The sequence below is a fragment of the Streptomyces sp. NPDC004629 genome (assembly GCF_042873595.1).
Classification (GTDB): domain Bacteria; phylum Actinomycetota; class Actinomycetes; order Streptomycetales; family Streptomycetaceae; genus Streptomyces.
Window position 1 is genome coordinate 226,683 of the sequence record NZ_JBIALO010000011.1, and the last position, 22,322, is coordinate 249,004.

At 69.1% G+C, this 22,322-nt stretch carries 20 protein-coding genes; 12 read left to right on the forward strand and 8 right to left on the reverse strand.

The annotated features are described in order from the left end of the window. Window positions 1-511 precede the first annotated feature (511 nt). The 9 genes from ACFYTE_RS19225 (at window position 512) to ACFYTE_RS19265 (ending at window position 10,388) form a co-directional block, all read left to right on the forward strand. A complete protein-coding gene (locus ACFYTE_RS19225) occupies window positions 512-1,513 on the forward strand; it encodes a sugar phosphate isomerase/epimerase family protein (RefSeq protein ID WP_388711406.1) in 1,002 nt (333 codons plus the stop codon). Next, window positions 1,510-2,418 carry a transketolase gene (locus ACFYTE_RS19230; RefSeq protein ID WP_388711409.1) on the forward strand — a complete coding sequence of 303 codons (909 nt, stop codon included), beginning with the start codon at window positions 1,510-1,512 and terminating at the stop codon, window positions 2,416-2,418. The genes ACFYTE_RS19225 and ACFYTE_RS19230 overlap by 4 nt, the downstream gene beginning before the upstream one ends. Then, window positions 2,415-3,368: a transketolase family protein gene (locus ACFYTE_RS19235; RefSeq protein WP_388711411.1), complete on the forward strand. Its 954-nt coding sequence runs from the start codon at window positions 2,415-2,417 to the stop codon at window positions 3,366-3,368. Before ACFYTE_RS19230 ends, ACFYTE_RS19235 begins: the two co-directional genes overlap by 4 nt. Continuing rightward, a complete protein-coding gene (locus ACFYTE_RS19240; RefSeq protein ID WP_388711414.1) occupies window positions 3,368-4,837 on the forward strand; it encodes an FGGY family carbohydrate kinase in 1,470 nt (489 codons plus the stop codon). The genes ACFYTE_RS19235 and ACFYTE_RS19240 overlap by 1 nt, the downstream gene beginning before the upstream one ends. After that, on the forward strand, window positions 4,834-5,508 hold the full coding sequence (locus tag ACFYTE_RS19245) for a DUF2291 family protein (RefSeq protein ID WP_388711417.1): 675 nt from the start codon (window positions 4,834-4,836) through the stop codon (window positions 5,506-5,508). Before ACFYTE_RS19240 ends, ACFYTE_RS19245 begins: the two co-directional genes overlap by 4 nt. Further along, entirely contained in the window at window positions 5,505-7,064 is a 1,560-nt protein-coding gene (locus ACFYTE_RS19250) for a sugar ABC transporter ATP-binding protein (RefSeq protein ID WP_388711419.1), read from the forward strand. The genes ACFYTE_RS19245 and ACFYTE_RS19250 overlap by 4 nt, the downstream gene beginning before the upstream one ends. Continuing rightward, the gene (locus tag ACFYTE_RS19255) at window positions 7,061-8,221 is read left to right on the forward strand and encodes an ABC transporter permease (RefSeq protein ID WP_388711422.1); all 1,161 of its coding nucleotides are present in this window, start codon (window positions 7,061-7,063) and stop codon (window positions 8,219-8,221) included. Before ACFYTE_RS19250 ends, ACFYTE_RS19255 begins: the two co-directional genes overlap by 4 nt. Before the next feature lie 80 nt (window positions 8,222-8,301). Continuing rightward, on the forward strand, window positions 8,302-9,294 hold the full coding sequence (locus ACFYTE_RS19260) for a D-ribose ABC transporter substrate-binding protein (RefSeq protein ID WP_388711425.1): 993 nt from the start codon (window positions 8,302-8,304) through the stop codon (window positions 9,292-9,294). Between the two features lie 128 nt (window positions 9,295-9,422). Then, window positions 9,423-10,388: a sugar-binding transcriptional regulator gene (locus tag ACFYTE_RS19265; RefSeq protein WP_388711623.1), complete on the forward strand. Its 966-nt coding sequence runs from the start codon at window positions 9,423-9,425 to the stop codon at window positions 10,386-10,388. Between the two features lie 22 nt (window positions 10,389-10,410). Here the strand turns inward: ACFYTE_RS19265 and ACFYTE_RS19270 are convergent, their stop codons facing one another. From ACFYTE_RS19270 to ACFYTE_RS19285, 4 genes are all read right to left on the reverse strand, one after another. Next, the gene (locus ACFYTE_RS19270) at window positions 10,411-10,764 is read right to left on the reverse strand and encodes an antibiotic biosynthesis monooxygenase family protein (RefSeq protein ID WP_388711428.1); all 354 of its coding nucleotides are present in this window, start codon (window positions 10,762-10,764) and stop codon (window positions 10,411-10,413) included. A gap of 77 nt (window positions 10,765-10,841) precedes the next feature. Further along, window positions 10,842-12,167 (reverse strand): PP2C family protein-serine/threonine phosphatase, encoded by a 1,326-nt coding sequence (locus ACFYTE_RS19275; RefSeq protein WP_388711626.1) that lies wholly within the window; start codon window positions 12,165-12,167, stop codon window positions 10,842-10,844. A 261-nt stretch (window positions 12,168-12,428) separates the two neighbouring features. Beyond that, window positions 12,429-12,761, reverse strand: a complete 333-nt coding sequence (locus tag ACFYTE_RS19280; protein ID WP_388711431.1) for an SHOCT domain-containing protein — start codon at window positions 12,759-12,761, stop codon at window positions 12,429-12,431. Window positions 12,762-13,114: 353 nt separating this feature from the next. After that, complete coding sequence (locus ACFYTE_RS19285) at window positions 13,115-13,843, reverse strand: enoyl-CoA hydratase/isomerase family protein (protein WP_388711434.1); 729 nt, start codon at window positions 13,841-13,843, stop codon at window positions 13,115-13,117. Window positions 13,844-13,845: 2 nt separating this feature from the next. Between ACFYTE_RS19285 and ACFYTE_RS19290 the strand changes: the two genes are divergently transcribed. From ACFYTE_RS19290 to ACFYTE_RS19300, 3 genes are all read left to right on the forward strand, one after another. After that, a complete protein-coding gene (locus ACFYTE_RS19290; RefSeq protein ID WP_388711437.1) occupies window positions 13,846-15,198 on the forward strand; it encodes an MFS transporter in 1,353 nt (450 codons plus the stop codon). Continuing rightward, window positions 15,195-15,758 carry an amidohydrolase family protein gene (locus ACFYTE_RS19295; RefSeq protein ID WP_388711440.1) on the forward strand — a complete coding sequence of 188 codons (564 nt, stop codon included), beginning with the start codon at window positions 15,195-15,197 and terminating at the stop codon, window positions 15,756-15,758. The genes ACFYTE_RS19290 and ACFYTE_RS19295 overlap by 4 nt, the downstream gene beginning before the upstream one ends. A gap of 75 nt (window positions 15,759-15,833) precedes the next feature. Continuing rightward, window positions 15,834-16,364: an amidohydrolase family protein gene (locus ACFYTE_RS19300; RefSeq protein WP_388711443.1), complete on the forward strand. Its 531-nt coding sequence runs from the start codon at window positions 15,834-15,836 to the stop codon at window positions 16,362-16,364. Window positions 16,365-16,482: 118 nt separating this feature from the next. On the opposite strand, the gene ACFYTE_RS19305 is transcribed toward ACFYTE_RS19300, so the two are convergent. Genes ACFYTE_RS19305 through ACFYTE_RS19320 form a run of 4 tightly spaced genes read right to left on the reverse strand, consistent with a single transcriptional unit; the run spans window position 16,483 to window position 22,280 of the window. Continuing rightward, window positions 16,483-17,871 carry a salicylate synthase gene (locus ACFYTE_RS19305; RefSeq protein ID WP_388711446.1) on the reverse strand — a complete coding sequence of 463 codons (1,389 nt, stop codon included), beginning with the start codon at window positions 17,869-17,871 and terminating at the stop codon, window positions 16,483-16,485. A gap of 58 nt (window positions 17,872-17,929) precedes the next feature. Next, entirely contained in the window at window positions 17,930-19,687 is a 1,758-nt protein-coding gene (locus tag ACFYTE_RS19310; protein ID WP_388711448.1) for an ABC transporter ATP-binding protein, read from the reverse strand. Next, window positions 19,684-21,555 (reverse strand): ABC transporter ATP-binding protein, encoded by a 1,872-nt coding sequence (locus ACFYTE_RS19315; protein ID WP_388711451.1) that lies wholly within the window; start codon window positions 21,553-21,555, stop codon window positions 19,684-19,686. The genes ACFYTE_RS19310 and ACFYTE_RS19315 overlap by 4 nt, the downstream gene beginning before the upstream one ends. Beyond that, entirely contained in the window at window positions 21,552-22,280 is a 729-nt protein-coding gene (locus ACFYTE_RS19320; protein WP_388711454.1) for a class I SAM-dependent methyltransferase, read from the reverse strand. Before ACFYTE_RS19320 ends, ACFYTE_RS19315 begins: the two co-directional genes overlap by 4 nt. Between the last annotated feature and the right edge of the window lie 42 nt (window positions 22,281-22,322).

Consider the following 22,322-nt stretch of genomic DNA (forward strand, 5'->3'; position numbering starts at 1 on the left):
CGGCGGTGACGTCCCTGGCGGCGCCTGACCGTCGCCGCGTCATCCCGGATACCCGCGATGTATGCCTATTCATGACTGAGTCGACAGGCATGGATTCTGTGAGTGAGTCACGGCCCTGTCAATGGATCGAACAGAAGGAGTCCGCAGCGGACGTCGGGTACTCGCTTCGTCGCAGCGGGACTTCCAGCGGCGGGCGCACAGAAGCGGAATGACATGACGACTCACTGCCAAACGCGCTGAGCTGCGGCGAGAGTTGGGGCTACCGCAGGATCGGAACACGTGCAGCGGCACAGTTCCAGCGCATGCCACGTCGGACGAACAGCCGGCCGGGCGGGAGCGGGATGCGTACAGTCGGCTCCCACCAGGTGTGCCTGCAAAGGCCGAGCACCGTCGGAGTGCTCCGGCCGGGAGGTGTCGCACGTATCGCTACGGACCAGTTTTGGAAACCTTCTTGACACGTAAATAGGCCTCACGTAGCTTCCTCGACATGTCTGATCGGGACCGCATAAAAATGCACAAGGAGCCGACCTACGGGGCCGGCATCTGGCACTTCGCCACCTACGTCGACCGGTACGCGACCGACGGCTACGGCGACCCGAGGACCGTCCTCGATGCCATCAAGCTCGCCGGAGCGGTCGGTGACCTGTCCGTCGTCGATCTGAACTGGCCGTTCCCGCCCGGCGGCATCAGCACCGCCGAGGTCAAGGAGGCCCTCGCCGCCGAGGGACTGCGTGCCATCGCCGTGACGCCGGAGTTCTACACCGGCGCCTTCGCCAAGGGCGGCTTCACCAATCCCGACGCGGCCACTCGCCAACGGGCCATCGACCTGGTCGCCGCCTCGGCCGAGGTCGGACGCGAACTCGGTGTCGACTACATCAAGCTGTGGCCGGGGCAGGACGGATACGACTATCCCTTCCAGGCCGATTACACCGAACTCTGGGACAAGTCCGTCGGTGCGGTGCGTGAACTGGCGCAGTCGTTCCCCGACCTGAAGTTCGCGATCGAGTACAAGCCGCGTGAGCCCCGCAACCGTATGGTCTTCTCCTCCGTCGCCCGAACCTTGCTCGCGATCGAGGACATGGGCGTCGACAACGTCGGGATCCTTCTCGACTTCGGCCACTCCCTGTACGGCGGAGAGACCCCGGCGGAAGCGGCCAGGATGGCGATCGCTCGCGACAAGCTGTTCGCCATCGACGTCAACGACAACTTCCGCGGCTGGGACGACGACATGGTCGTCGGATCGGTGCACCTGCTGGAGACGTTCGAGTTCTTCTTCGCTCTGCGCGACGCCGGTTGGGACGGCGTATGGCAGCTCGACCAGTTCCCCTTCCGGGAGGACTCCGTGGAGGCCGCGCGCGCGGGCATCCGCACCATGCGCGCCTTCCACCACGCGCTGAACTATCTCGACCGGGACGCCCTCGCTGCGGCCCAGTCCGCGCAGGACGCCCTCGGTGCCCAGCGGATCGCAAAGCAGGCGCTCTACCGCGCGCTCGCGGAGAGCGAGTCGCTGTGACCACCGTTCAGGCCACGTCCGGCCCGCTTGAGGTGGACGAGTCCGCCGCCCGTCTCTACCTGGAGCTCGGCAAGCGACTTCGCACGGCATCCCCTTCCGAGGCGGCTCCCGAGCTGGCCCGGATATCCACCCGCATCCGCCGGGACATCCTGACGACCATTCAGGCGGCCGGCATGGGCCACGTCGGCGGAGACCTCTCCGTCACGGACTTGATGGTCACCGCCATCTGGGGTTGTCTGCGCCTCGACCCGTTCAAGCCGGACGACCCGCAGCGCGACCGGTTTGTGCTGAGCAAGGGTCACTGCGCCGCCGCACTGTACTCCACGCTCGCATCCTGCGGCTTCTTCGCACAGGAGCGTCTGACGGACTTCATGGGTCCGCTGTCGCCGCTCAACGGCCACCCGAACCGGGTCAAGGTGCCCGGCGTGGAGACCAACACCGGCCCGCTCGGCCATGGTTTCCCGGTCGCCACCGGTTGTGCACTCGGCGCAAAGCTGCGCGGCGAGTCATGGCGGACCATCGTCGTGCTCGGCGACGGTGAGATCCAGGAAGGCAGCAACTGGGAAGCGGCCATGACCGCTGCGCACTACGGCCTGGAGAACCTCGTCGCCGTCGTGGACCGCAACCGGCTGCAGCAGGGGGCACGCACCGAGGACACCAAGACGCTCGAACCGCTGGACCACAAATGGGCCAGTTTCGGGTGGGAGGTCCGGGTCATCGACGGCCACGACCATCGTGCGATCAAGGAAGCCTTCGGACCTTCGACCGCGGGACGCCCAGTCGCCGTGATCGCCAACACGATCAAGGGTAAGGGGATTTCGTTCATGGAAGACCGGGTCGAGTGGCACCACAAGGTGCCCACCGACGAGCAGGTTCGACTCGCTCTTGAGGAGCTGAGCCGATGACCGCGCTCGACGCGCCCGCCCTCACCTTCGACTGCCGGGCCGACTTCGCGGACGAGCTGATCACTCTCGCCCGGACCGACGACCGGATCGTGGCGGTGTGCAACGACTCGGTCGGCTCCAGCAACCTGGTCGCCTTCCGTGAGGAGTTCCCGGACCGTCTGATCAACGTGGGCATCGCCGAACAGGATCTGGTCGGGGTGTCGGCCGGACTCGCCAACGCGGGTTACATCCCCTTCGTGTCCGCTGCGGCACCCTTTCTCACCGGCCGTGCCCTGGAGCAGATCAAGGCCGATGTCGCCTACAGCGACCGACACGTGGTCCTGTGCGGTCAGAGCCCCGGCATGGCTTACGGAGAGCTGGGGCCGACCCACCATTCGATCGAGGACCTCTCCTGGATGCGGGCGGTTCCCGGATTGCAGATCGTCGTGCCGGCCGACCCCGCGCAGACCCGCAGCGCGGTGCGGTGGGCTGCCGCGTCGGGGCTCCCGTCCTATCTGCGCATCCCCCGTTTCAAGGTGCCCGCCGTCACACCACCCGATGCCCCCTTCGAGCACGGACGGGCCCTGAGGCTGGCAGAGGGCACCGACGTGACACTGATCGCCATCGGCACCATGGTCTCCCGTGCGCTGCAAGCGGCCGATCGCCTCAAGGAGCAGGGCATATCGGCGCGCGTGGTGAACATGACCTTCGTCGAACCGCTCGACGTCCAGGAAGTCCTCGCCGCCGCTGAAGACACCGGTGCCATCGTCACGGCGGAGGAGGGACTGGTCTCCGGGGGCCTCGGTGCGGCGGTGGCGCGTGTGGTCGCGGAGTCCCGTCCGGTGCCGGTACGCATGCTGGGCGTGCCCACGTTCGCTCCGACCGGCAGCACCTCCTTCTTGCTGGACCACTTCGGTCTGAACGCCGCGGGCATCGTCGGCGCCGCGCGTGAGGTTCTGGGGCGGGGCTGATGGAAAGGCTCGTCCTCGCTGTTGACCAAGGCACCAGCTCGACGAAGGCGCTCCTGGTCAATGCCGCCGGTCGTATCGTTGCGCGCGGTGACGCGGCGCTGTCCCAGAGCCATCCGGCACCCGGTCTCGTGGAGCAGGACGCACGTGCGCTGCTGGCCGGCGTGCAAGCGGCGATCGCTGCCTGCGTGAAAGGAATCGATCCCCGAGCGGTCGTGGGGATCGGGCTGAGTACCCAGCGCGAGTCTGTGGTCCTCTGGGAGACGAAGACGGGCCGGCCGGTCGCACCATTGGTGAGCTGGCAGGACCAGCGAGGGGCCGAACGAGCCGCTCGCCTCGAAGGAACGCCGTTCGCCGACCTGGTCCGCCAACGGACCGGACTTCCGCTCGACCCCATGTTCTCCGCGTTGAAGATGGCCGCACTTCTCGATGAGCACGATCCGACCCGCGAACTCGTGAGCTGCGGTCGGTTGCGCCTCGGCACGGTCGACAGCTGGCTTGTCAATGCCATCACCGGAGCCTTCGTCACAGAGATCGGAAACGCCTCACGCACCCAGCTGCTCAATCTCCGGACCGGAGCATTCGACAAGGACCTGCTGACGGCGTTCGGCGTACCCGAGCGGGCCCTTGGGGAGGTGGTCGCTTCGACCGGTCCCTTCGGACACACCAGCGGCTTCGATCCCCTGCCCGACGGCATCCCTGTTGCCGCGGTGCTGGGGGACTCACACTCCGCGTTGTTCGCCCACGCCGGATGGCGGCCGGGCGTGACGAAGGCGACGTACGGCACCGGCTCGTCCGTGATGACGCTGACCTCCTCGCTAGGAGCCGCCGGGGCCATCTGCGACACCATCGCATGGTCGGTGGGCGGGCCGGCCTTCGCTCAGGAGGCGAACATCCGCTCCAGTGGACGTACGCTGACCTGGCTGGCCGATCTTCTCGGCGCAACCGTGGAAGAGGTCATCGAGCTCGCGGAGTGCTCCGACGCCGATGGTGTGACACTCGTCCCCGCCTTCGGCGGTATCGGCGCACCGTGGTGGGACACCCGGGCGCAGCCTCTGCTCGCGGGCTTCAGTCTGGGAACCGGCCGTGGGCAGGTGGCCCGGGCCGCGCTGGAATCGGTGGCCCATCAAGTCGACGACGTGCTCGGCGCCATGACGGGGATCGACCGAGTGATGGCCGACGGAGGCCTGACGCGCAGCACGGCCCTCATGCAACTCCAGGCAGATCTCAGCGGCGTGGAAGTGGCCAGGACCCATCATCCGGATCTCTCGGCCGCCGGGGTCGCGGATCTCGCCGGACTGACTCTCGGCCTGTGGTCCACCCCCGATCTGGAAAAGCGGGCCGACGACGGTCTCGAAGTCTTCACGCCCACATGGAGCGAGGACCGACGCGAGGCGGCCGCCTCGCGATGGCATGAGCGCCTGCTGGCCGCCCGAGAACTGGGGGCCCGAGGAAACGAGAGGACATCATGACAGTAGTGCCCGAGGGCCGATCCACAGGGGACAGCGCTCGCCGACGCAATCCCATCACTCTCGGCCGCGGCAGTCTCATCGCACTTGTGGTGGTGCTCGCCGCGATGCTGGCCTCCACGACCTACCGCTCCGACAGCCAGGGCGCGCCCGGTCAGGCGGCCAAGTTCGATGCCGCAAAGTACGGTGCCGCCACGTACAAGCCGAAGGTCGTTCCAGCCATCCAGAAGAACGCCGTCGACATCGCCGTCCTGCACAAGGCGCTCGCGGCCGACGGCACTGCGGCGGGAAAGAAGTACGGCCACCGCGACGGCACCGGCCTCTACAGCTACGCGGTCACCCTCACCGGCACGGCCGGCAAGGCCGCGAGCGGGCTGCTGCCCGTCACCGTGCCGGGCCTGGGCAAGGCACGGGTCGCCGTCCAGATCGGGCCGGCCGTCAACGGGACCGCCCTGCGTGACGCTTCGGGCTTCATCAGATTCGGCCAGTTCGTCAACCAGGTCGACTACGCCGATGCGGGCACCGCGCTGAACAACCAGATGAAGGCAACGCTCCTCGCCCATGTGGACGCCGCCTCGCTCCAGGGCAAGAAGGTCACCGTGGTCGGTGCGACAAGCCCGCTCACCGCTGACCTGCTCACCGTCACCCCGATCTCGATCGAGTCCGCGTCGTGACCGCCACAGCCGCGCGGACGCGCACCGCCCCGCGCACGTCGATCCTGCAGGCTGTCGACGTCACCAAGATCTACGGCGGCACCAAGGCCCTGAAAGGTGTCAGCCTCGATGTCGCGCCCGGTCGTGTCCTGGTGCTGTTCGGCGAGAACGGTGCCGGCAAGTCGACTCTGATGAAGATCCTCAGCGGCGTCGAGTCGCCCACCACGGGACACATCGAACTCGACGGCGAGGCGGCGCAGTTCGGAAACGCCCGTGACGCTGCCGACCGTGGAGTCTCCATCATCCACCAGGAACTGAGCCTGTGCCCGAACCTGAGCATCCAGGACAACCTCTTCCTGGGACGCGAGCAGACCAGGCGCGGCCTGCTGAGCCGCGCCGTCCAGCGGGAGAAGGCGAAGGCGGTTCTGCGGCGCCTGGACGAGAGCCTCGACCCCGACGGCCTGGTCAGTGATCTGCGCCTAGGACAACAGCAGTTGGTGGAGATCGCCCGAGCCCTGCTGCAGAACGCACGCGTACTGATCATGGATGAGCCGACCTCGGCACTCAGCGCCCCGGAGGTCGAGGTCCTCTTCCAGGTCATCCGTGAACTCACCGCCGAAGGCGTAGCGGTGATCTACATCTCCCACCACCTCGAAGAAGCACTGGACATCGCCGACGACGTGGCCGTGCTACGGGACGGTTCGATGGTCGCGACTGCGGCAGCCGGCGATATCGACCTCGCCTGGGTCGTCCGCACCATGGTGGGACGCGAGCAGGACAGCCTCTTCCCCCTGCGTGAGCCCAGGCTCGGATCAGTCGCGGTGGAAACCGTGGACCTCTCGGTCGCCGATCCCGCCAACCCTGACCGTCTCGCAGTCGACGGTATCTCGCTGCAGATCCGGGCAGGCGAGACGGTCGGTATCTATGGGCTCATGGGAAGCGGGCGCACCGAACTCCTGGAGTGCCTGGCCGGCCGGCTGCCCGCAGCCTCGGGAGACGTCCGCCTGCACGGTGAACCGCTCACAGGCTCCATCCGCCAGCGCATCCAGGCGGGGGTCGCCCTGGTTCCGGAGGACCGTCAGCGCGACGGACTCGTCCAGACGATGAGCGTCGGTGAGAACCTGTCCCTTGCCGCCCTCACACGTTTCGTCCGCCGGCTCATCGTCAGCCGTAGCCGCGAACGATCCTCGGTCGAGTCGATGATCAACGACGTCACCGTGAAGACATCCGGCGCGGACGCGCCCATCGGTTCACTGAGCGGCGGCAATCAGCAGAAGGTCGTCATCGGCAAGGCCCTGATGACCGATCCCCGGGTTCTGCTGCTCGACGAGCCTTCGCGGGGCGTGGACGTCGCTGCCAAGGCGGATGTCTTCGACGTCATGGCGCAGCAGGCGCAACGCGGACTGGCCGTGCTGTTCACCACGTCCGAGGCCGAAGAAGCGCTGCACATCCCCGACCGCCTGCTTGTCCTGGTCCGCGGACGCCTGGTCGCGGACGTACCACCCAGCAAGATCACGCGAGACCGGCTGATGAGCCTGGCCGACGGAGCAGACACCACTGAAGAAGGCCCGCAATGACCGACACTCTGACCACCGAACACGCCTCCTCCCTGCAGCAGAGCCAGCAAGCCGCGAGGGAGGCCCGGCGCCTGAAGACCCTCAACTCGATCTTCGAGCTCCGGGCATTCATCGCACTCGGCGTACTGATCGTCGTCTTCAGCCTTCTGTCCGACTCCTTCCTCACCGTCGACAACGTCATCACGATGACCAAGCACGTCGCGATCAACGCGGTGCTCGCGCTGGGCATGCTGCTCGTCATCCTCAAAGGCGGCATCGACCTGTCGGTCGGCTCGACCGTGGGCCTCTCCGGAGTCATCGCGGGTGAATTGCTCAAGGGTCTGCACATCAGCGTCTTCGGGGTCGTCGCCTACCCACCCGTGTGGGCAGTGGTCGTCCTGTGCCTGATGATGGGCGCCGTCGTCGGCACCATCAACGGCATCCTCATCACCCGTCTGAACGTCGCGCCCTTCATCGCCACACTGGGCATGCTCTACGTGGCACGCGGTGCGGCCCTGCTGATCTCCGGCGGCACGACCTACCCCAACCTCGGCGGCGACCCCAGCACCCACAACACGGGATTCGGCTGGATAGGCGCCGGCCGGCCGCTGGGCCTTCCGGTGGCCATCTGGATGATGATCGCGCTGGCCGTCATCGTTGCGGTGCTGCTGCGCTCCACGGCGTTCGGGCGCTGGCTGTATGCGACCGGCGGCAACGAACGAGCCACCGAACTCACCGGCGTTCCCGTCAAACGCGTCAAGACGATCGTCTACGTCATCTCGGGTGCCTGCGCCGCCCTCTCCGGAGTCATCATCGCCTCCGAACTCACCTCGGCAGCCCCACAGGCCGGCGACAGTTTCGAACTCAACGCCATCGCGGCCGTCGTCATCGGGGGTGCCGCCCTCTCCGGAGGACGCGGCAATGTACGCGGCACCCTGGTCGGCGCCTTCGTGATCGGCTTCCTGGCCGACGGCCTCGTCATCCTCGGTGTCTCCACGTTCTGGCAGACGTTCATCAAGGGCGCCGTCATCATCATCGCCGTCATCCTCGACCAGAGCCAGCAGCGGTTCCAGCGACGGGGTGCGGCCGCCTCGGCGGTCGCCGTCGCAACCGCACAGTCCGACCCGGCAGAACCAGGGACGAACGGCACCACCGCGTCCCCCGGCACCTCCCGCTGAGGAAACCCACCCACAAGTTTCCCCCCACGCCTCACCCTCTTCCACTCGCGTCAGCGCTGACGCACATTCAGGAGGCCCACGTGTCCCACTCTCGACGTCACCTGCTCACCGCGGCGACCGCCGCCGTCACCGCAGGGCTGCTCCTCACCCTCAGCGCGTGCGGTTCGTCGGACGACTCCGACACGGGCACCAAGGCCTCGAACTCGAAAAAGAGCAACCTGATCGCGATCATCACCCCGTCGCCGGACAACCCCTTCTTCAAGGCTGAAGGGGACGCGGCCAAGGCCAAGGCCGAAAGCATGGGCTACAAGACCTCCGTGGCCTCACACGACGACGACCCGAACAAGCAGAGTGAGCTGGTCGACGCCGCCATCTCCCGTCATGCCGCGGCGATCATCCTCGACAACGCCGGAGCTGACGCGTCGATCGGCCCTGTCCAGAAGGCGACGAAGGCGGGAATCCCCGTCTTCCTCATCGACCGGGAGATCAACAAGACCGGCGTCGCCAAGGCGCAGATCGTGTCCAACAACTCCCAGGGGGCTCAGATCGCCGCTCAGGAGTTCGTCAAGGGCATGAAGGAGAAGGGCAACTACGTCGAACTCACCGGTAAGGCCTCCGACACCAACGCCGGTGTCCGTTCCAAGGGCTACAACGACGTCATCTCCCAGTACCCGGGCATGAAGAGGGTCGCCCAGCAGTCCGCCAACTGGGACCAGCAGGAGGCCTTCAGCAAGATGGAGACCATCCTCCAGCGCAACCCGAACATACAGGGTGTCATCGCCGGCAATGACACCATGGCCCTCGGGGCGCTCGCTGCCCTGAAGTCCGCGAAGAAGACCGGTGTGGTCGTGGTCGGCTTCGATGGAAGCCCCGACGCCATCGCCCAGATCAAGTCCGGCGCGATGCTGGCCACCGCTCTGCAGCCGGCGGCCCTCGGAGCCCAGCAGGCCGTGGAGCAGGCAGACACGTTCATCAAGACCGGCAAGACAGGGCAGCCGGAGAAGCAGTCCATCGACTGTGAACTGGTCACCAAGGCAAACGCCGACGACTTCGGAGTGTTCGCCAGGAAGTAGAAAACCGCTCAACGGTACGGGGCGAAGGCGACAAAGCGCGCTTTGCCCCGTAACCAATCGACTCCAGCCTGTATAATCAGGTACTTCGATCGGCCCTTACACGCCAGAGGAGACAGGACTCACCGGTGGTGATCGCTTCTACGCCGAGCCAGGATCACCTGCGACTACTCGTCAAAGTAGCTCGCATGTATCACGAGCGTGGGCTGCGGCAGCCCGAGATCGCCTCACAACTCAACATGTCCCAGCCGCGGGTCTCCCGTCTACTCAAAGAGGCGGCGGACCGGAACATAGTTCGCACAGTCGTGGTCTCCCCCGACGGCATTCACGCTGAAATCGAAGAGGCGCTGATCGAGCGGTACGAACTTCGGGACGCCGTCATCGTGGACACTGAAGGCACGGGAACGGATGTGATCCCTGCTCTTGCTGCCGCCACGGCAACGTATCTGGACGCCACCCTCAAGGGCGGTGACGTCATCGGCATTTCCTCCTGGAGCGCGACGCTCCTAGAGGCGGTCAACGTCATGCATGCCAAGAACCCGCCCGTGGCAGAGGACGTGGTTCAGATCGTCGGAGGCTCCGGAAGCCCCGAAGTCCAACTCCATGCCACCCGGCTCACCGGCCGCCTGGCCGAACTCACCGGGGCCCGGCCCGTTTTCGCACCGTCCGCCGCTCTCGTGGGCAGCCGTGAACTGCGCGACCTGCTGTCGCAGGAACCCGCGGTGGCTGCCGTGATGAAGGCATGGTCCCGCCTCACCCTCGCCCTGGTGGGCATCGGGACGCTTGACCCCTCTCCACTGCTGCGTCGCTCCGGAAATGCGATCGCCGCAGACGAACAACGCCAACTTGAGGAACTGGGGGCAGTCGGCGACGTCTGTACGCGCTATTTCGATGCGGAGGGTCGTGCCGTAGCCGCACCCTTCAACGATCGCATCATCGGCATCGCCCCGGAACAACTCCGGAGCATTGAACGTCGAATCGGAGTCGCCGGCGGTATGTCGAAACTGGCAGCCATTCGAGGAGCTGTCCGAGGTGGTTGGGTCAATATCCTCATCACCGACATCGAAGTTGCCCGCGCCCTTTTGAACCGCCGTTGACACTGTGACCGCGTCGCGGGCTCTACGCTCGCGTGAAGCCGTGGCTCCGCTCCACCTTCGCCACGTGCAGCGTGTAGCTCTCGTACCACTCGGCTCGCCCGCGCTTCTGCGCCGCGCGGTGCTCGGCGTTGCTTCGCCACTCCGTGAGGGCGTCGGCGTCGCGGAAGTACCCGACGGTGATGCCCAGCCCGCCAGGAGTCTGCGCGTGGTCCATCCCCAGAAACCCGGGAACGTCCTTCACCAGGTCTTCCATGCGTGCGTCGGTCTCGCTGTAGCCGCTCTGGTCCTGGGTTCGCACCGTAGTGAAGACAGCCACGTAGTAGGGCGGTTCATAGGCCTCGACGGGCGCGACGGGCGCTTCCGAGTGATCGCTCATGACGTCACCGTAAGACGGGATACGCCCGACGATCCAGCGTCTTTCCCGAACGGGATACATAACCGCCCTGTCCGGGCTCAGTGGGTGCGCGGTGTGCGGACGGCGAGGATGGCCATGTCGTCGTGGCCGTCGCTGGGGTGCTGGTCGGCCAGGGCTTCGACGAAATCCTGAAGGGGCAGGGCGGCGTGCTCCGAGGCGAGGGCCGCCAGGCGCTCCAGTCCTGTCTCGACCGGGTGTACCGGGTGTTCGATGAGGCCGTCGGTGAACATGATCACCGCGGAGCCGGCCGGTATGGGATGGGTGTGGTCGGTGCGTGGCCGGGTGGTGTCGACGCCCAGGGGAAGGTCGGGGTCGGCGTCCAGATAGCGGGCCGGGTGGCCGGGGCTGAGCAGCAGGGGTGGGGGGTGCCCCGCCGTACTCCAGTACAGCGTCCACCCGCCGGGCGGGGCGGGTTCGAGGCGGGCGAGGCAGACGGTGGTGACGGGCTGGTCGTCGATCGTCTGGAGAACTTGGTCGAGGTGGGCCAGGACGGCGCTGGGTGGGGTGCGCTGGTGACTGAGCAGAGCGCGCAGCATGTTGCGGATCTGGGCCATGGCGGCTGCGGCCGGCACATCGTGGCCGACAACGTCGCCGACAACGGCTGCACAGGCGCGGTCGGGCAGCAGGAGGGCGTCGTACCAGTCTCCGCCTATGTGACCTGGTGTTCTGGCCGCGCGATAGACCGCGGCGGCCCCGAAGGGATGCAGGTCGGGCAGGCGTGGCAGCAGGAGTCGTTGGAACTGTTCGGCGTCGAAGCGGGTTTGCTCATAGAGACGGGTGTCGTCGATGGCGAGGCCCGCCGCGCCGGCTAGTGCGACGATGAGTGCCTGGTCGTGGGCGTCGAAGGGCCGGCCGTCGCGGCGTTCGGCGACGTAGAGGTCACCGAAGATCCTGCCGCGGGTGCTGATCGCGGCGCCGAGCAGCGTGTGCATCGGCGGATGGCCGGGCGGGAAACCGGCCGAGTCCGGGTGGGCGGCGATGTCATCGACGCGCAGCGGTTCAGGGTGGCTGATCAGGTGTCCCAGCAGTCCGCGGCCGCGCGGGAAATCCACCTCGGCGAGATCGGCCCGCTCCTGATCCGACAGGCCCTTCGGGATGAACTCGGCGAGGTGAGCGCCGTGTTCATCGAGCACGCCGAGTGCGCCATAGCGGGCGCCGACCAGTTCCCTCGCGGTATCCACGATCAGCTGCAGGATCACGGACAGATCCATGTTCCGGCCGAGGACGGCCTCATACAGGTCGTGCAACCGGTCCTGGGCCCGCGCCAGCGATCTGAGCTGCTCGGCGATCAGCTCAAGCTCGGTCCCCAGACGCGGACGCCGAAACTGGTCCGACTGCCCGCAGTCGTTCTGTTCCCTTGGCATCATCGGCGCCTGCTCGCCTGCCGTTCGGTCTTTGTGGTCCTGCGCCGGACCGTAGGGGCGTCCGGCGATCCCGGCGGATCTGCCCGCAAAGCCGCTCACGCGATCCGCGCACCGCACGGGCTCCTGGAACGACCGTGATCAACAGCTCGCGACGTATCCCGTCGAACAACTCAAACCGATCATTACACCAAAGTCGGCACGTCACACGTGGATCACCGCCGCCCGTCCCGGCGGGGCGGTCCGGGAACGCACTGTGTGTGGTCACCGGTGCTCCCGCAGTAGCGTGACGCGGCGTTTGTACTCCTCTTCGTCGATCTCTCCGCGGGCGAAGCGCTCTGCGAGCAGGTCCTCCGCCCGTCGGCTCTCCCATCCGCTGTCGCCGGCCGGGCGGCTGCGGCGGGCGCCGGTGAGGTAGTGGGTCAGGGCGATGACCCCGGCGATCAGCAGTCCCCAGAACAGAATCATGATCATGGTCATGAGGAGCCATCCGCCCCAGCTCCAGTCGCCGTACCACATCACGCCCATCACCTTCTTGGGCCGGTCCACCCTTGGGGCCAGGATCGCGCGGTACGGCCTCGTCGGAAAGGAGTACATGGGTCCTCATCCTGGAGGCCGAACGGCCCATACGGGGCGGAGCGGGTGCTTGATCCCGGGCTGCGTCGCCGCCCCCTCGACGACCAGGGCTTCTGGCCGGCCTTCGAGGCGGCGGAGGCCCTGGCCGTCCCGCTCCACCTGCACCCCGTGACACCGCCGGCGGCCGTGCGGCACGCCTACTACGACGGGTTCGCACCCGAGGTCGGCGCGGCACCGGCGACCCACCGCCTCGGCCGGCGCTACGGCACCGGCGTGGCCCACCTGCGCCTGATCCTCGCCGGGGTGTTCGACCGCTTCCCCGGCCTGCGGCTCGTCAGCCACGCCTACCGTCGTGGCGGACCTGACCCGTCTCGTCACCTGACACGGGCCGGTGCGGCGGGCCGGGCGTCGACTCCCCGGTGGGACAGGCACAGGCTGCCCCTTCTGGCCGCAGCGTGCCGCACGTCGGCGTCGGTCCATCGCGGCCGGGTGCCGCGCTCGACCAGGGCGCACCGGACTCCTTCGTCGAAGTCGGGTTCGACGATGACGTTCCTGGCCGTGGCGAGTTCGCGGGCCAGGCAGTCACGCAGGGAGGCGTCGGCTCCGAGCCGCAGCAACCAGTCGGTCGTCACCAGGCTCGCGGGGCTCGCCGCGCGCAGGGCCGCGAGCGCAGCGGCGGGTCCTTCCCCTGGCAGGAGGCTCAGCGCGGGCTCCAGTTCGGCCAGCGGGGTGTCGGTGAAGACCGTGAGCATCGCTGTCGCCGCGTCCTCGTCGGCGTGGTCCGGCGTCGCAGGCGGTATGTGGGCTGCGTCAAGGGCGCCGATTCCGTCTCGTGCGAGCGCGTCGACCAGGTCTTCCAGGTGTGTGCGCGGCACATGATGGGTCGCCAGACCGCTGCTCAGGGCGCCCCCGGCAGCCACCCGCGCGCCGGTGAGCCCGAGGTAGCGGCCCCAGCCGGGGGTCAGGCGGGGCGGGAAGTGGCTGGCACCGACGTCGGGGAAGAAGCCGATGGCGGTCTCCGGCATGGCCAGCGCGCTGTGCTCGGTGACGACCCGGTGGCTGCCGTGGACCGACCCGTCCGCCGGGGCCAGATCGGAGGACATCGGTGTCCACCACAGTCAACAGTCGCGCTGTATCCGCGGGCCGTCCCGTCAGGGATCCGCGCCGCGCCGCGCTCCGCGGCGGCATCCTCGGCTACTACGCCGATCAGTTCGACATCTTTGTGCCGATCATCACCCTCGCGCCCGCGATGATCTACTTCGAGCCGGTCAACACCTCGAAGACCACGGCCGCGCTGATCGCCGCCGCGGTCTTCGCGGCCACCCTGCTCGCCCGCCCGCTCGGATCAGCGGTGTTCGGCTACTACGCCGACAAGGCGGGCCGACGGATCACCACCATGGTCGCGGTCGCCGGATTCGGTGTGACGACCTTCCTGATCGGACTGCTGCCGGGCCACCAGCACATAGGACTGTGGGCGATCGCCCTGCTGATCGGCATGCGCTTCCTCGGAGGCATCTTCATGGGAGGTGAATACGCCACCGCCGTACCCCTGGCGATGGAGTGGAGCCCCGCACGCAGACGAGGACTGGCCAGCGGGCTCATCACCTGTACCTCCCCGCTGGCCACCGCCTCGATCGCCGCTCTGAGCCTGCTCCTGCTCAGCGTCATGCCACCCGACGGCGTACACAGCACCTACGTCCAGTGGGGCTGGCGCATCCCGTTCTTCATCGGCGGCCTGCTCGGGATCGTCCTCTTCTTCTACTACCGCCGCAATGTCGAAGAGGCCCCCGCCTTCGAAGCCGGCGAGTCGACGGCATCCCCGCTGCGCGAACTCCTCGGCGGACGCCACCGCCGCGATCTCGCCCAGGTCTTCACCCTCATGACCGGTGCCTGGTTCCTCACCAACGTCGCCGCCGCCGTGCTGCCCTCGATGCTCAGGAACGACATCGGCCTGCCCGACCGCACCGTCAGCATCATCCTGTTGATCTCGTCGGTCGTCTGCGTCGGCACCTTCATCGGCTGCGCCGTGCTCTCCCAGCGCATCGGGCGGCGCCGCTTCTACACCCTCTTCGGCATCGTCGCCGCCGTCTTCGCCTCCACCTGCTACACACTGCTCACGACACTGAACGAGGACCAGGCCGTGCCCGCCACCCTACTGGTGATCGGCGTCCAGGTCTCGACGATCTCCATGTACGGGCCGATCGCCGCCTACCTCACCGAGCGGTTCCCGGCATCGATCCGCGCAACCGGCTATGGCGTCGGATACAGCCTGGCCCTGATCATCCCCTCGTTCTACGCCTTCTACATCAACGGGCTCGCCACGTTCACCGGCAGCGCGTCGGCCCCCGTCGTCCTCCTCGTCCTCGGTGGAGTGCTGGTCGCCGTCGGCGGAGCGCTCGGCCCCGAAACCAAGGACGTCGACATGACGGCCGGCACGGCTGCCGAAGCACGCCCATGACCGGTCTCTCCCCCGCGCCCGCCCCGGCGCCCTCCTCCGACGAAACCCGCACCAAGATCTTCACCGGCCCCCGGATCCTCGCCGGTGACGGCACCGAGCCGGAGGCCCTCGCCGTCCGCTCGGGGTGGATCGTCGCCACCGGCACCCGGCACGACCTGCGCTCCGCCTTCCCCACGGCCGAGGAGGTGGCCCTCGACGGTGCGCTCGTCGTTCCCGGCTTCAACGACGCCCACTGCCACCCCTCCCAAGCCGCACTCGCCCGCGTGCGCGTCGACCTGAACACCCTGCCGGACACCGGCGCCGTACTTACGGCCCTGCGCCGCCAGGCTCAACGCACACCCCCTCGCTCCACCGGGCCGTGGCCAACAGCGCCGGCCTGGCCGCCCTGGGCTACCGGAGCCCCGCAGACGCCCCACCAGGCGGTCAGCTCGGTGCGCATCCCGGCGGACGCCTGGACGGGCACCTCATCGAACGTGCTTGGCTGGACCCCTGACTACCCGGCACCGGAGCCACGTCGATCACACCGAACGGAACGCCCTGCGCACAACAGGCCGCGCTGAAGGAAGTGATCGCGGAACTCCACGCACCACCGCACTGGCCGCAGGCGAACTCACCGCACGCGTCGGCATGCTGCGGTGGCACAGCTACGCCGACCCCCGACAACAGACAGTCCTCGACACCATCGAGTCCCTGCCGAAGAACCGGACCCGGCACCGGATCGAGCACTGCAGCCTCATCGACGACGGCCTCGCCGAGCGGATCGCCCGCGCACGGCTCATCACCGTGCCGTTCGGACCGTTCGTCATGCTGCACGGAGAAAAACTGATCGACTACTACGGAGACCGGGTCGACAACGTCTGTGCCCACCGCACCCTGCGCGACGCCGGGATCGTCGTGGCCGACCCGTCCGACTACCCGCTGGCTCCCCCCGACCCCCTGGTGCCGAACAGCGCGTCGGGCCACGGGACGCGGTCGACGTCTACACCCGAGGCTCGGCAGCGGCCTCGGACGAAGTGTCCGTCAAGGGAACCCTGGCCGTGGGACGGCTGGCCGACCTGGCCGTACTGGACACCGACCTCACCACAGCCGAGCCCGACGCCCTGACCGAGATCCGGGTGCGTTCCACCTGGGTGGGCGGAGAGTGCGTATACACCAGCCACCGGTAGGCCCCGACCTCTCCGACGGTGCGCTGGACGCCTTCGGCGAGGAACACCGGCAGCTCGGCCGGCGGCACGCGGTGAGTCACAAATGCTCGCGGTGTGCCGTGCACGATGAGGGGGCGGGTCAGTTTTTGGTGTATCTGAGGTACGGAGCGACGCTGCGCAGCTTCTCGCAGGTCTCCTCGATCTCCCGCTCGGGGCTGGACTGAGCGGTGACCCCGGCGCCCGCACGCAGCCACACCTCGTTCGCCCTGCCGATGAGGGTGCGCAGGACGAGGGCTGCGTCCAGGCCGCCGCCGGTGCTCCCCCGGAACACCGCACCGCCGTACAGACCACGGGGCCCTTCCTCATGGCGGGCCAGGGCCCGCAGGGCTGCGCCTTTGGAGACACCGGTGGCGGTGATCGCGGGGAACAGCGAGGCGAACGCGTCCCAGGGCCCGGTTTCGGGCCGCAGCCGGCCCGTCACCCGCGAGGCAAGGTGCTGCACCGAGCCGCGCGGCCGGACCGCCATGAACTCCTCGACCGTGACGGAGCCGGGTCGGCACACGGCCTCCATCTCCTCCCAGGCCAGGCGTACGGACACAGCGTGTTCGTGTATTTCCTTGGGGTCGGTGAGCAGTTCCACGCGCCTGCGTTCGTTCTCCACCGGGTCGGCCACCCGTGCGCGGGTGCCCGCGAGCGGCTGAGTGCTCACGCGTCCGTCCTCGCCGACCTCCAGGACGGTCTCGGGGCTGAACCCGGCCGCCCGGTATCCGCCGAGGTCCATCAGGTAGGAGCGTGCCGGGGTGTTGGCCCGGCGGCCCGCGAGATAGGTCGCGGGGAAGTCCACGCGGGGCTCGGGGGGCAGCGGAACCTTCCGGGACACCACGGCCTTCTCCAGGAGTCCCGCCCGGATGTCCGCGACCGTACGGGCCACCGCCTCGCCGTAGGCTCCGGCGCCTGCGGCGATGACGCCCTCGGTGCTCTCCGGCGACAGTTCGTCGGGGGCGTTCCGCTGCGCCGGTGCTTCCACGAGCAGGTCGGCGACCTTGCGTGTCCATGCCTCGTCCACCGCGCGGACCAGGGTCCGGTCGCCGGTGAGGGTCACCTCGACGGACGGGATCAGAACGTGCAGCAGGGGGTGGTCCCCGGTCGCCGCGGGGTCCGCGTGGAGGAGGTGGGAGAGTTCGAAGGCGGCCCAGCCGTAGAAGTGGCGTTCCGCGTCGCGCAGGGCGGACAGGGCGGTGGCGAACGCCGTCAGTGGTTGCCGGTCGGTGCGCGATGTCCAGGTGCGCCCGGCGGCCCGCGCGGTGATGCCGGTGGCGTTCGCGGTGACGCTCACGGCGGAGCCCGCCGCGAAGTGCCAGACGCCGCCTTCCGTCTCGTACACCATGTACTGGTCGGCGAGTCGCGCCTGTGCGAGGCGGGTGGCGGTGGCCGCGGGGTCGTGGCAGGGCTCCCGGGTGCTCGCGCAGGCGAGCGGGGGGACGGAGTTCGCCCATGCCTCCCAGGTGGGCCGGGGACCGGTGCTCATCGTGTCGTGCCTTCCCTGTTGCGCTGGGTCCGGTGAATCGCTGGTGCCGGGTGAGGGGTCATGACCGTGCGGCCTCCAGTCGCCAGCCGTGGGCCCGGGCTCGTCGCTCCCAGAAGGAGGCGTACGTGCCGCCGGCCGTGACCAGGTCGTCGTGCGTGCCCCGTTCGGTGATCTCGCCGTCCTCCAGGACGAGGATCTGGTCGGCGCTCACGACGGTGCTCAGCCGGTGCGCGATGACCAGGAGGGTTTTACGGTCGGCCAGGGTGCGCACGGCCTCGGCGAAGTGCGCCTCGTTCTCCTGGTCGAGCGCGGCGGTGGCCTCGTCGAGGACGAGGATCGGGGCGTCCTTGAGCAGGGCGCGGGCGATGGACACGCGCTGGCGCTGCCCGCCGGACAGCCGCGCGCCGGCCTCCCCCACCGTCGTGGCCCACCCGTCGGGCAGTTCCTCGATCACTCGGTCAAGACCGGACAGGGCCGCGGCCGCGGCCAGTTCACCGGGACCGGCGTCCGGTGCGGCGATCCGGACGTTCTCCTCGATCGTGCCGTCGAAGAGGTAGACGTCCTGGAAGACGAGGGATACGTGGGCGGCCAGTTCGTCGGCGGTGATGTCGCGGACGTCGACGCCGCCGATGCGGACGGTTCCCTCGGTGGTGTCCAGGAAGCGGGCGAGCAGCCCGGCGACCGTGGTCTTGCCCGCGCCGGAGGGCCCGACCAGCGCCGTCATGCTGCGCTCGGGCAGGCGGAAGGTCACGTCGCGCAGGACCGGGCGTCCGGCCGTCCCGTCCGCCGCACCGCTGTCGTAGCTGAAGCCCACCCCTGTGAACTCGACGCTCGCGTCCCGGGGCGTCTCGGGCTCGGCGGGCTGGGGAAACGGCGGTTCGTCGAGGACCGCGCCGAGCCGTTCCAAGGTGTTGCGGGCGATGCGCATGCCCGCGCCGGCCTCGGCGGCGGACGACACGCTGTCGATCAGCCGGACCAGCAGCACGAGGAGTGCCAGCAGGGTGGGCACGGTGAGTGACCCGTCGAGTTGCCAGGAGACTCCCAGAGCGAGCAGCAGGGCGAACACGAGCCGGGTGACGAAGGAGAAGGAGACCAGACCGGGCAGGCCCCGTGCGATGAGCCGCCGGTCCGCGCGTGCCTCGGCCACCAGGGCGTCGTCCAGCGCCCCGTAGCCCTCCGCGGTCCGGCCGAACGCCCGCAGGACGGGCTGGTTGCGCGCGTATTCCAGGACCCGGTCGGCGGACTCGCCGATCGCGGCGTCACGGCCGAGGTCGAGCCGGCGCATCACCGCGGTGCTCGCCAGTTGGACGGCGAACAGTACGGGGGCGCAGAACAGCAGGACCAGGGCCGTGCGGACGTCGAAGAAGAAGGTGGCGACCACCAGCGTCACCGGCGTGAGGAAGGAGTTGATGAAGGGGCGCAGCAGGTGGGCCGGTGTGCTCATCACCTGGATGACGTTCTGTCCGGCCAGCCGGCTGAACTCGGCAGTGCGGCCGGCGGTGAACCAGCCGAGGGGCAGTCGCAGGGCCTGGTCCGCCATCCGGCGGTGGAGCACCCGGGAGAGCCGGGAGCCGACCGTGAATCCGCCGCTGAGGGCGGCGCCCTGGAGTACGGCGTGGGCGAGCGCGCAGACGACGAAAGCCGTCAGCCAGGGCCACACGTCGTCGGGGTCCGTGCCGAGCAGAGCCCTCAGGACGGGCACGAGGAGGGCGAAGGCGACGCCCTGGAGGACGGCCGCCCCGCACTGGAGGACGAGCAGCCGGTTCAACGGGCGGGAGCCTTCCGGCCCCAGGACGCGGTAGAGCTGACGGATCATCGTGTGCTTCCCTCTCGGATGTCGTCCGCCGCGCGGTCCGTGTCCGGGGAGGCGGTCAGCCGGCCGGGAACGGCGGCGGTCCGCTCCGGCGGTGCGGTCCGCTGGGCCTCCCACAGCGTGGCGTAACGGCCCTGGGCGGCCAGCAGGTCGTCGTGACGGCCCTGTTCGGTGATGCGTCCGTCCTCCAGCACCACGATCCGGTCGGCCGAGCGGACGGTGGCCAGCCGGTGGGCGATGACGAGCAGGGTGCGGCCGGCCGCGAGCGCGGACAGCGCGTCCTGGATCAGCGCCTCGGAGTGCGGATCGGCGTACGCGGTCGCCTCGTCGAGGACGAGGACGGGGGCGTCGGCGAGCAATGCCCGTGCGATGGAGAGGCGTTGCGCCTCTCCGCCGGAGAGGGTGACGGCCGTGCCGAGTTCGGTCGCATAGCCGTCAGGCAGGGCCATGACGCGGTCGTGGATGCGGGCGGCGCGCGCGCACCGTTCGACCTCCTCGTCGGTGGCGTCGGGGCGGCCCAGCCGGATGTTGTCGGCGACGCTCGCCCGCAGCAGCCGTACATCCTGGAGGACGAAGCCGACCCGCCGGTACAGCTCTGTCGCGGGGATGTCCCGCAGGTCGGCGCCGCCGAGGGTCACCTTGCCCTCGGTGACGTCGTGGAAGCGGGGCAGCAGCGACGCCAGGGTCGACTTGCCGGAACCGGAGGGTCCGACCAGCGCGGTGACCGTGCCGGGCGCGAGGTCGAGGTCGACCCCACGCAGGACGTCGGTGCGCCCGTCGTAGGAGAAGGACACCCCACGCATCGAGATGTGGTGGCCGTCGGGCAGGGCGGGGGTCGTGGGCTCGGGCAGGGCAGGGGTGCGCAGCAGCTCCGTGATGCGTACGGCGGCGGCCTGGCCGGCCCGGATCTGCTGGATGCGGGGGCCGACGACGCCCATCGGGGCGGCGACGGCGGGGCCGAGCAGCAGGAAGGGGACGAGTTCCGCGCCCGTCATCCAGCCGTTGGTGACGAACACCGCGCCCGCCACGGACAGAAGCAGCAGGACGACGGCCGGGGCGACCACCAGGACGGCGGCGGTGGAGCTGACCAGGGTGGCCCGGACCCAGCCGGAGAAGAAGTCGGCGAACCCCTCGGTCGCGGCGACGAAACGCTCGTGGGCCTTGCGTCCGCGCCCGAAGCTCTTGAAGACGGCGATGCCGGCCGCGAACTCCACGGCGGCGGCGGAGATCCGCCCCAGCGCGGCACCGAACTGTGCCATCTGCGCCGCCGCGCCCGACATGGCCCGGCCGAACAGGAGCACGCCGAGGATCAGGGGCACGACGCTGAGCAGGGCCAGGCGCCAGTCGACGCTGAACAGGTAGCCCAGAGCGAGCACCGGGGCGGTGAGCACGGCGACGACGTCGAGCAGCGTGTGGGCGAACAGCGTGTGCAGCGCGCTCACATCGTCCTGTACCGCCTGCTTGACCTCGCCGGTGCCCTTGTCGGTGAGCCGGCCGAGCGGCAGCCGCCCGATGTGCCGGGCGAGCCGGCGGCGGAGGGTGAGCTGGAGGTCGTTGTCGGCGACATGGGCGAGGGCACCGGCCGCCGTCGCGCACACCAGGGCGAGCAGGCCCCCCGCGCAGGCCAGCGTCACCAGCGGCCACAGGGCGTCACCGTCGGCGGGGGACGCTCTGGTGAGGCGGTCGGCGATACGCGAGACGGCGATGAACGGGACCACTCCGGCGAGGGCCGCGACAGCCTGGAGGCCGACGGCGAGGACCAGTCGGCCCCGGACGGGCTCGGCCAGCGCGCGCAGCGGCGGCGGGGGCGCCTCGGTGTCCGCGCCGGAGGCTGCCGGGTCCGGGCCGGGCCCGGACGGTTGTGACTTCACTTGACGAGTACTCCGATTTCGGGGATGGGCCTGCCGCCCGCCTCGGTGATGCGGCGGCTGGTCATGCCGGACTCTCGGGCCAGTTGGGCGACGTCGAAGGTGTGCCAGTCGTAGCTGTCGGCGACCTCGCGCACGGTGCGGCCGTCGCGCAGGACCTTCCAGGTGGTGGTGAACCGCATGGCGTCGCCCTCGGTGGGTTCGCCGCCGATCCACCACTCGTACGTCTGGCGTCCGATGGTCTCCCTGAGGGACATCACCGGTGGGATGACGCGTGGTGAGGAGACACCCATCAGCTCCACGACGATGGGCGCCCCGTCCGGCAGGCGGGCCGCGAGCCGCTTCCACAGCGCGACGCGTTCGGGGACGGTGAGATGACCGGCCACGCCGAAGATGACCACGGCGGAGAGCCGTTCGGGCAGGACGAGGTCCTGGGCGGCGCCGTCGACCACCGTCACCCGGCGTCGCAGGTCCGGGTCGCGGGCGACCCTGGAGGTGAGCATGGCGCGCATGGTGGCCGACGGCTCGGCCGCGAGGATGTCCGCTTCGGGCAGTGCGCAGGCGATGACTTCCGTCACGCGTCCGGTGCCCGCGCCGATCTCCAGGACGGGGCCGTGCGACACGTCCAGGCCGGTGAGGACGCGGGTCAGCGGGGGGCCGCTGCTGGCGGTGTGCCGGGTGGCGACCAGTTCGTAGAACTCGGCCGAGGTCGAGTAGTAGTCGATCACGATGGGCTCCGGGCGTGGGTGGCCGGGCGGGCGGACCCGGCC